Source organism: Clostridium fallax (assembly GCF_900129365.1).
Taxonomy (GTDB): domain Bacteria; phylum Bacillota; class Clostridia; order Clostridiales; family Clostridiaceae; genus Clostridium_AH; species Clostridium_AH fallax.
In genome coordinates this window covers 1-10,207 of sequence record NZ_FQVM01000042.1, presented here as the reverse complement: position 1 = coordinate 10,207, position 10,207 = coordinate 1, and the positions used below count along the sequence as shown (strand labels likewise).

The window sequence follows — 10,207 nt, the reverse complement described above, 5'->3', positions numbered from 1 at the left end:
AATACTTACTTATCATTTAATATTAGTTGAAATCTTATAACTGTAAATAAAAAATCTTTTTTCTTATTTAAATATATTAAATAAGAAAACAGATTTTTTATTTACAGATATAAGATTTCCACTAATAACAGGATACTTATTATATAATTTATACACTCCTATTTTATTTTGTTTAGATAAATCTTCATTACTTTTATACCCTAAAGTGGATAATCAATTTCAACAATTAGGATATATTTTTTCAAAAGAAGACTTAAATAAATCTTTATTTATTTCAATATTATTTATGTTAGGCCTTTTACTTTCTTTAATTTTTGCAAAAAAAGGTATAAATAATGTTAATAATTTTATAACTAAAAATACTGTTTCTAATAAAAGTAAGTATTATAATAGAAAGTTTATATATTGGTTAAGTTTATTTATAGTATCTTTTTTATGGTATATATATCCTTATTTTAAATTAGGAATAGGGGCATTAGAATATGGAAGATGGTTTAGATATTCTGTCTTATTTGAAGATGTAAGGGAGAGTTTAGGAGTAATAAATAGTATATTAAGAATTTTTACTAATTCGTATTTAGTATTAATCTCTCTTTTTCAGATGTATATTTGTTCTATAAGAAGTAAGAAGAAAACTATAAAAAGTGTATTTATAGTTATATTTTCTTTATATATTTTCTTTATGCTTTTTATAGATATAAGAAGAAGAGAGTTATTAATAGTAATTTTAATGATGATTTGTTTTTATTTAAAGGTGATAAAGGAGAAGGTAAATATCATAACTTTAAAAAAACAACTAAGAAATATATGTTTAATCTTGATTGTAATTGGAAGTTTATTTTTTGTTTACCAATATTATAAAAATTATTTTCAGTATGGATATAAAAATGGAATTTCTCAAATGATGGAACTTAAAAGAAATGAACATAAAGATGAATATGATAAATATTCAAATGAATTTGGATTAGTTTACTTGGTTAACTTAAGTAATTCTAAGTACTTAAAAAATTTTTTGTATGGAAAATCCTATTTTGAGGCTTTTATTAGACCAATACCAATTTTAAATAAAACATTATGGACATGGTTTCAATATGACAAAGAAGATTTAGAAGCTGATAAGATTCTAAAATCAATATATCCTGGTATGTTTCAAATGGGAGGTGGCTTAGGATATTCTCCTTCTATAGAGGCATATAGTAATTTTAGTTATGTAGGATGTATATTGATGGGTATTATTATTGGAGGATTATTTAATATTATATATAAGAAATTTTTAAATAATAAATATATAGTTTACTATTGTATTATATTTTCCGTAATGTTTAATTTTTCAAGAACTAGTTTTTTAGGATTAACTGAAGAATTATTTTGGCTCTTTAGCAACTATCTATTTTATCAATTAATTTTCCAATTAATAAATAAGAAAATATATAGTTTAAAATAAGCATTAATTATTAGTTTTATAAAAGATAAGGAGGTTAAAATATATTGATTAAAGATCTTTTAAGAAAATCACCTTATTTTATTAGAAAACCTTTAAAATCTATCTATAATAATTTGCCTGATAATATTAAGTATGGAAGATCTTTTACAGATTTATATAATTTTCTGGAAGAATCTCAGTTTTGGAGTAGAGAAAAATTAGAGGAATATCAGCTAAGTGAATTAAAGAAAATAATAAATCATGGATATAATAATGTTCCCTATTATAAAAGAATATTCGAAGAAAGAGGTTTAACACCTAATGATATTAAAGATTTTAGTGATTTAAAAAAGATTCCATACTTAACAAAAAACATTATAAGAAAGAATTTAAAAGATTTAATAGCTACAAACTATAAAGAAAAAGAAAGGCTTTATTGTACTACAGGAGGTTCAACAGGGTTGCCTTTAGAATTTTGTATGAATAAAAATATTAATATTAGAGAGGATGCTTTTATAGCAAGTCAATGGAGCCGCGTTGGATATGATATAAATAAAAAAAACAAAATGGTTGTTTTAATGGGACATATTCCTCCTAAAAATTATTATGAATTTTTAGGGAATAAATTGATACTTTCGTCATTTAAACTAAGAGAAGATAATTTTAAAGATTACGTAAATTTAATAGATAACTTTAAACCAGATTTTATACATTGTTATCCATCTTCAATAGTAACATTATCAAAATATATGAATAATCATAAAATTTTTATAAAAAATAAAAATTTAAAAGCTATTTTATGTGTATCAGAAAATCTTTATCAAGGACAAAGAGAATATATTGAGAATACTTTTAACTGTAGAGTTTATAGTTTTTATGGACATAGTGAAAGATGCTGCTTAGCAGGAGAATGTGAAATTAATAATTACTACCATATATTTCCACAATATGGATATACAGAATTGATTAATGAGGATAATAATGAAAATTTAAAAGAAGATGAAATTGTAGAGATTGTAGCAACAGGATTTAATAATTATGCTATGCCTTTTATAAGATATAAAACTGAGGATATGGCAGTAAATACAAACGGAACTTGTAGTTGTGGTAGAAACTATAAACTTATAAAAAGGATAGAAGGTAGAAAACAAGAGTTTTTTGTTAATAAATTTGGCGATAAAATTACATTTACTCGGTCTCATTTTCCTTTAGCTGTAGTAAAGGATAAAATTATGGCCTATCAATATGTTCAAAATGAACCTGGCAATGTTATTTTAAATATTGAAACCAAATATAATCTAAATGAAGAAGAAATAAATAATATAAAAGAGATATTTTTAAATATGTTTTCAAATATTGATATAAAAATAAATAGAAGTGAAAAGGTTATAGAAAGAACTAAAGCAGGAAAATTTAAATATTTAATTCAAAATGTAAAGATATAAAATTTAGGAGGTGTTTATTATAAAGATAGCATTAATAGGATGTTATCCACCTCCCTATGGTGGTATATCTATTCATGTAAAAAGATTAAAAATAGTTTTAGATAATAATAATATAGAAAATGTAGTTTTTAATGATAAAATTGAAGATTTAAAAAATAGCATAAAAAAAGATAGTTTAAAGAAGACATTTTTAAAATTAATATATCTAAAGTATAATGTTTTACATTTTCATATAATAAACAAAAAAGGAAGGATGTTAATTCCTATTTATAGATTGTTAGGTAAAAAGGTAATTTTAACAGTTCATGGGGAAAGTTTAATAGATCAGATAAAGGAATCAAATTTTATAGAGAAAAAAATATTATTAAATGGCTTGAAAAGGCTTAATAAAATAATAACTGTTAATCCTAAAACCAATATGGAATTAATTGATTTAGGAGTTAACAAAAATAAGTTAGTAACTATTCCAGCATATATTAATCCTATAAAAGATAGTAAGGATTATAACCTTATACCTAAAGAAGTTTATAACTTTATTAATAGTAGTAATTTTTTGATTTCTGTTAATGGCTGGATTAGATTCTATAAAAAAGAGGATTTGTATGGAATAGATTTATCTATAGAATTAATAAATAAATTGATAAATAGTGGTTATAATGTAAGTTTATTTATAGCTCTTTTAGGTATAGAGGAACAAAATCATAAAGAAAAAGAATATTATTTAGAATTAAAAAATAAAATTAAAAAGTATAATTTAGAGAAATATATATTTATATATGAAGTAAATAATACAGAATTTTATCCTATATTAGAAAAAAGTAATTTGTTTATAAGACCTACTAATATAGATGGAGATGCTATTTCAATAAGAGAAGCCTTATATTATAAAATCCCAACTATAGCTAGTGATGTAGTAATTAGACCAAAAGAAGTTATTTTATTTAAAAATAGGGATTTAAACAATCTATATAGTAAAGTTATTTATGTAATGAAGAATTATAAAGAATATAAAGAAAAAATAAAAGACTTAGATATAGAAGATAACTCTAATAAAATACTTAAAATTTATAAGAATTTAACTAATTAAAATAAGTTATTGGAGTTTATAAATGAATAAAGAAAGATCATTTTTAAAAATAGGATTAGTGTATGTAATTGGGCAATTATTATCAAAAGCTATTTCATTTATAATGTTACCTATCTATACAAGAGAACTAGGTGCTATGGAATTTGGAAAGTTATCTTTAGCAGATACAGTAATGGACTTTATAAGTGTATTTTTAATAGTTACCATATTCTCAGGATATACTAGATTTTATAGGGATTATAAAAAAGAGGATAGAGGAAGATTAAGAAATACTGCTATAACTTTTGCTATTTTTTTATTAGTTATAGACATATTATTTTTTTTAATATTCGGTAAGATTATAGCTAGTAAAGTATTAAATTTTGATAATTCTTATTATATGTTTTTTTTGATTTTTCTGAGAGGAATAATTTCTCAATTTATATCTTTATTGATTTGTGACTATACATTAAAGTATGAGGCTAAGAAAATAGTAATAGTTAATTTGGTGATGTTAGTTTTAAATATAACCTTTGTAATTATATTAGTAGTAGTAAAAAGGCAAGGCATATTTGGTGTATATAAAGGATATATATATGGATCAGCTATAATATTAGTATATTTAATTATAAAAAATATAAAGACTTTTAAATTAGAATTAGATAAAAGTATGCTGAAAAAAATGGTTGTTTTTAGTGGAGGATTAATACCTTCTGGTATTTCTGGAACAATATTAAATTTAGCAGATAGATATTTTTTAACAAGTTATGAAGGTTTTGTTCAAACAGGAATATATTCAATAGGGTATAAAATAGGAATGCTTATAAATCCAATCTTTATAGCACCTTTCACATCTATATTTGTACCATATAAATTTCAAATATATAAATCTAAAGAATCTCATGAAAAGATAAATAAAATGTTTAAAATCTATAATATAGTAGGAGTATTTATAGTTTTAGCAATTACTTTATATAGTAAGTTTTTTATATATATTTTTGCAACTAGTGAATATATGGCTGCATATAATATAATTTCTTTAATATTATTTTCCTACTTTTTATATGGAAAAGCCGAATTCTATACTATAGGTATGCAAATTGCAAATAAGACTTATTTAGATGCTATAGTTATGGGAATTGGTGGAGTGATAAATATAATACTAAATATAATTTTAATACCTAAAATAGGAATGTATGGAGCTGCTATTTCTACTTTGTTTTCCTATGGCATTATGAATAGTTTATATAATTATATTTCTCAAAAAATGTATTCAATAAAATTTAATAATTTTATTTCAATTAAAGTTTATTTTATTTATGGTTTTATATTTTTGTTATATAAAATATTATCTTTTATAAATAAAAATTTAATAATTGAATTTATAGTAAATATTTTTTTATTAGCTATGTATATTTTCATATGTATAAAGCTAAAGCTTATAAGTTATGAAATATTATTACACTATATAAATAGGGTTAAAAATAAATTATTTAAATGTAATTAGGCTCTATAAAGGGGAAATAATTATGCATATTAAGATAATAAGTAATGGTGAAGAATTTAAAAATATAAAGGATTTATGGGAAAGTCTAGAAGATAAGGATAAAAACATAACATATTATAATAGATATAAATATATTTATGAATGTTGGAATAATTTATATAGGGATAATGAACTATTTATAGTATGTGTTTATGAAGGGAAGGTTCCATTATGTATTGCACCTATGATGATTGTTGATAAATCTAAGTTTGGAATAAATTTTAAATCAATAGAAATTATAGGGTGTGGAGACTACAGAAACTTTATTTGTAATAATACATTAAAGGATAAAACTATAAATATAGCAATAAAAGAGATTTTTAAATTAATAGAAGAGAAGAAATGTGAAAGGATTTTTTTTACTCATATAAAATCTAATTCAAATTTATCAACGTACTTACTTAGAAATTCTAAATATAATGATAACTTTAAATATTTAGTAGAATGTCCTATACATTATTTTAATAAGTTTAATAATTTTGATGAATATTTTAATTTTAGATTTAAACCAAAAGAGATTAAACGTTATATTAATAAACTGGAAAAAGATATTGGTTATATCTTTGAGATTAAATATGGAGATGAGATTTTAAGTAAATTAAAGGAACTACACTCCTTTGAGAAAGATTATTTAGTTAAAAACAAAAATAAAAAAGAGAGAAAAAGTTTATTTGAAGAGGAGAATAGGTTTAATATTATTAAAAACTTATATAAAAATAATAATGAATGCATAACTTTCATATTAAAAAATAAAAAGGATGAAATCTTAATATATGATACCTGTTATCTATTTAGAGGAATATTATATTGTTGGAATACAGCCTATGATCCTAGATATGAGAAATATGATTTATCTAAAGTTTTAAATTACGAGATTTTTAAATATATTTATGAAAATCCACAATTAGAAGTTAATGGGTATGAGTATGGGGCTGGAAGATATTCTTGGAAATTTAGATGGGCAGATGATTTTAACCTTTTATATAAATTAAATGTTTGGAATCTAGATAATAGAAAAGTGTTAAAGGCATTAGTTAATATAGGTAATAAGTTTAATAATAAATAAGGAAGATAATTATGAATATAGAAATTTGTAAATGGTATAACAATGTAGATAGTCCAGTACTTTTTTTTATAGATGATTTGGCAAATGTGTGGGTAGATATAAATAATAATGGAAAGATAGATTTAGGTGAAGATTGGGGTTATGGAAAAAGAGAAGAAAATTCTTCATTAAATTATTTGGAAAATGAGATTTTAAATAATTTTTCTAAAGTTAAAGCTACATTTTTTATTCCAGTAGGGATAAGAGTAGGGGTTATAAAAAATCCTAAAATTAAATCAATTTCTAAATTTATTAATTGTGACAAAGAAACAAAAAAATTTTTTAAAAGTATAAATGATAATCCTAAATATGAAATAGCCTATCATGGAACAACTCATGGTAAAGTTTATGATAAAGCTAAGGATTTTAAACAGGAGTGGGAATTATTTAATAGCCTAGATGAAGGTATAAATACTATTAATAAGGGAAAAGAAATTTACAAGGATGTTTTTGAAAATTACCCTAAGGGTGGAAAATATTGCGGATATAAATCTAATGAATATTCTGATAAAAGTATAGATTTAACAGGTTTCCTTTGGTGGAGCAGATACTGGAATAGAGGTATAGAAGAAAATCATGAAGATGATATATGCGGAAAAGATTATGATTTAATTACTAACTATGATGTTAAATTTTTTGGCGAAAATCATGTAGTAGATATTCCATCTACTTTAAGTGGAGGACTTTTTACAGGTATATTAAATCCTAAGATTAAAAGCTTAAAAGGAATTATAAAAACTATTTCTAAACCATATTTTTTAAAAAATAAATTAAGTGAAATAGAGTTTTTATTGGAAAATAAATTAGTTATAAGTATTCAAGAGCATATGTCTCCAGCTAGAGATGATGGAAAAATTCAAAATCCCAATATATTTACAGATAAAGATAGTCTAATTTATATATTAAATTATTTAAAAAGTAAAAATGTTTGGTATTGTACAGGTACAGAGCTTGCAGAATATGTTTTATTAAGAGAAAATACATCAATAAAAACTATTAATGAAAATACCTTTGAAATAAATAATAATCTAAATAAAGAAATAAATAATAAGTTTATAACTCTTAAATTCTCTAAGAAATTAGATAATAAAAAATTAAAAGATTCTAAAGGCAATATATATTTAATAAGAAATTCTATTGTAAATATAGAAAGTGTAAATGGAGTTTTACAAATATTATAATTATGAAACATAATTTATATGGATATAAAAATATTTAAAATACTATAAAGGAATTATAATAATTAGATTCTTTAGTTTAAAAGATATTACTAATTGTTTTAAAGCTATATACTTGTAATAAAAATTATTAATAATATAAGTTTTAGGTGAATTTAATGAATTCTAAATGTTTTAAAGATAAGATAAAACAAAACTCATTAAAGGATATTTTAAAAAAGGGAAGCAAAAGAATATTAAAAGAAATAATCAACTTATTTAGAAGATATAAAGACTATATAAAAGATTCAAGGAAACAAAAGAAAAATTATAATATAGAAAACTCATATTTAAATATAAATGATTTAAAAACATCTTTTATAAATGAAGATATTAAAGATTATTTAATAGATAAATATTTAAATCATCAGTTTGATATACTTGGTAGCGGATGGATTAAGGTTAACTATAATACAAAGGCTAAGGGCCTAGAAAATTATATTTATAAAAATCAAATTTTTATAAATAGTTTTGATAGAGAAGGAGCTTGGCTTTCAAAAATTATTCCTAAAGTTCATATAAGATATTCAAAATATTTATATAGTTTAATAGAAAGTGATTATGAATTTATTGATTGGGCATTAGATTTTAAAAGTGGTTATAGATTTTCTCAAAAAAAATGGTATAAAGATCAACCTATAGGTAAGTTTAAAGGAGTAGATATAAAGATTCCCTGGGAAATAATGAGAATGCAACATCTTCTGCAGCTTTCTATTTTTGCAATTAATAATGAAAAATATAGAAAAACCATAATAAAGGAATTCAAGAATCAAATTTTAGATTTTTTATGTTGTAATCCATTAAAATTAGGTGCTGCATGGAGCTGTACTATGGATGTAGCAATTAGAATATCTAATATTCTTTTATCTTATGATATATTAAAACAGTTAGATTACGAAGATAATTTAGATGATGAATTTAATAAAATTTTAAGTTTAAGCGTATATGATCATGGAAAATTTATAATAAATAATTTAGAGTGGCATAAAAATCAGGTTAATGGAAATCATTATCTTTCTGATATATCAGGGCTTTTATTTGTTTCAGCATATTTAAATTCAACAAGTGAAATTAATAGTTGGCTTGCTTTCTCTATCCAAGAAATTATAACTTCTTTTAAAGAGCAGTTTTTAAATGATGGTAGTAATTTTGAAGGTTCTACATCTTATCATAGATTATCTGGAGAGGTTATAATTTATAGCACAGCTTTGATTTATGGGTTGTTAAAAACAAATAAAAAAGATAGTTTAAAGAATTATAATTATAAAATTATAAAGAGACTTAAAAAGTTAAATAAGCAAGAATTTAATTTAGATAGTAATAAGTTTTTTCCTAATTGGTATTTAGATAGATTAAAAAAAATAGGTGAATTTACTTTAGCAGTAACTAAACCTAATAAAAATATAGTTCAAATTGGAGATAATGATAGTGGAAGATTTATAAAGCTTACTCCTATAGGAGAATTTTTAACAGTTTACGAAGCTAAGAAAAAATATTTTAATCTTAAAGAATATGAATATTTAAAGGATGATGAATTATATTTTGATGAAAATATATTAAATCATGAATCTTTAATTACTTTAGTTTCTTCTTTATTAGGGGATGAGGTAATGACTAAAGATGAATATTCATTAGAAAAAACTTTTATAAATTCATTAAGCAAAAATATTAAAATAAATAATAATTTAAATTCTATTTTAAATGGTATTCATAATGAATTAAAATATTATGTTAAAAGTGAGATAGATTTTAATAAAGAAGGCTTAGAAGATATTAATTTACAAAGATTAAAAACTTATTCTTTTAATGATTTTGGAATTTTTATTATAAAATCTGAAGAGTTTTTTTTAAGTTTTATTGCAGGACCTATTGGACAAAATGGAAAAGGAGGACATAGTCATTGTGACAAATTATCCTTTGAACTTTTTGTTAGGGGGAAAGACTTAGTTTTAGATGGAGGTACTTATTTATACACTCCTTTATCTAAAAGAAGAGATGAATTTAGAAGTGTTAAAGCTCATAATATTCCTTATATTGAAGGAGAAGAACAATTTGAATTTATAGGAGATTTCTCAGTTAAAAGTGATCTTCTATGCGAAATATTAGAGTTTAATAAAACAACTATAAAAGCTTTATTAAAATATAAAAACACAAAAATATTTAGAGCCATTAAAATATATTGCAATAAAGTAGTTATAGAAGATTTCTCTAATAAAAATATAAATATTAATTTTAACAAAAAATATTCAAACGGATATGGAAAGCTATACTTAAGTTAAGAAAGGTTTAAATATGAAATATAAAAAATTAGGAATTTTAAAAAATTTTATTCCATCTTTAATAATGATGATAATAATTTTTTTTATGTCAAGTCAATCTAAGGAAGCATCTTTAGAAAGTAGTTC

The 10,207-nt window shown here is 21.8% G+C and carries 7 protein-coding genes; all 7 read left to right on the top strand.

What is annotated here, in order from left to right; genetic code table 11:
* The first annotated feature begins 46 nt into the window (after nucleotides 1-46).
* Nucleotides 47-1,444 (top strand): O-antigen polysaccharide polymerase Wzy, encoded by a 1,398-nt coding sequence (locus tag BUA70_RS12500; protein ID WP_083573540.1) that lies wholly within the window; start codon nucleotides 47-49, stop codon nucleotides 1,442-1,444.
* Nucleotides 1,445-1,488: 44 nt separating this feature from the next.
* Nucleotides 1,489-2,868, top strand: coding sequence for a phenylacetate--CoA ligase family protein (locus BUA70_RS12495; RefSeq protein ID WP_072897791.1), 1,380 nt, complete (start codon nucleotides 1,489-1,491; stop codon nucleotides 2,866-2,868).
* A 10-nt stretch (nucleotides 2,869-2,878) separates the two neighbouring features.
* Nucleotides 2,879-3,955, top strand: a complete 1,077-nt coding sequence (locus tag BUA70_RS12490) for a glycosyltransferase (RefSeq protein WP_083573539.1) — start codon at nucleotides 2,879-2,881, stop codon at nucleotides 3,953-3,955.
* 22 nt (nucleotides 3,956-3,977) lie between these two features.
* Complete coding sequence (locus tag BUA70_RS12485) at nucleotides 3,978-5,441, top strand: lipopolysaccharide biosynthesis protein (RefSeq protein ID WP_072897790.1); 1,464 nt, start codon at nucleotides 3,978-3,980, stop codon at nucleotides 5,439-5,441.
* 22 nt (nucleotides 5,442-5,463) lie between these two features.
* Nucleotides 5,464-6,546, top strand: coding sequence for a GNAT family N-acetyltransferase (locus BUA70_RS12480; protein WP_072897789.1), 1,083 nt, complete (start codon nucleotides 5,464-5,466; stop codon nucleotides 6,544-6,546).
* An 11-nt stretch (nucleotides 6,547-6,557) separates the two neighbouring features.
* The gene (locus BUA70_RS12475; RefSeq protein ID WP_200789777.1) at nucleotides 6,558-7,766 is read left to right on the top strand and encodes a hypothetical protein; all 1,209 of its coding nucleotides are present in this window, start codon (nucleotides 6,558-6,560) and stop codon (nucleotides 7,764-7,766) included.
* A gap of 155 nt (nucleotides 7,767-7,921) precedes the next feature.
* Complete coding sequence (locus BUA70_RS12470) at nucleotides 7,922-10,081, top strand: alginate lyase family protein (RefSeq protein WP_072897786.1); 2,160 nt, start codon at nucleotides 7,922-7,924, stop codon at nucleotides 10,079-10,081.
* Nucleotides 10,082-10,207 lie beyond the last annotated feature (126 nt).

What these genes read in the sequence shown, in the direction of transcription:
- BUA70_RS12485 (WP_072897790.1), top strand. Translation starts at nt 3,978, where the DNA reads ATGAATAAAGAAAGATCATTTTTAAAAATAGGATTAGTGTATGTAATT.
- BUA70_RS12480 (WP_072897789.1), top strand. Translation starts at nt 5,464, where the DNA reads ATGCATATTAAGATAATAAGTAATGGTGAAGAATTTAAAAATATAAAG.
- BUA70_RS12475 (WP_200789777.1), top strand. Translation starts at nt 6,558, where the DNA reads ATGAATATAGAAATTTGTAAATGGTATAACAATGTAGATAGTCCAGTA.
- BUA70_RS12470 (WP_072897786.1), top strand. Translation starts at nt 7,922, where the DNA reads ATGAATTCTAAATGTTTTAAAGATAAGATAAAACAAAACTCATTAAAG.